The organism is Streptomyces sp. SID9727, assembly GCF_010550605.1.
GTDB lineage: Bacteria > Actinomycetota > Actinomycetes > Streptomycetales > Streptomycetaceae > Streptomyces.
In genome coordinates this window covers 1-227 of the sequence record NZ_JAAGNI010000121.1, presented here as the reverse complement: position 1 = coordinate 227, position 227 = coordinate 1, and the positions used below count along the sequence as shown (strand labels likewise).

General features: G+C 80.2%; 1 pseudogene. It reads right to left on the bottom strand.

What is annotated here, in order from left to right:
- Window positions 1–135 precede the first annotated feature (135 nt).
- Window positions 136–227: pseudogene (locus G3I41_RS37615) on the bottom strand (sortase-dependent protein); the annotation flags it as partial.

The following is a 227-nucleotide window of genomic DNA, read 5'->3' as shown; positions in this document are numbered from 1 at the left end:
GCGGCGAGGGCCAGGGCGGCGGTGACGGGGAGGGTGGTGCGGCGCATGGGACAGGGCTCCAGGGGTCGTACGTACGGCAGTGGCGCCGCCCGGGTCGAGAGGGCGGCGCCACTGCGGCTCATCGGATGCGGACGGTCAGCCGTCGCGGCGGGCGGTGCGGCGGCGGTCGACGACCGTCCCGGCGCCGCCCAGCAGCAGCGCGGCCGCCGCGGAGCCCGCGAGGACGG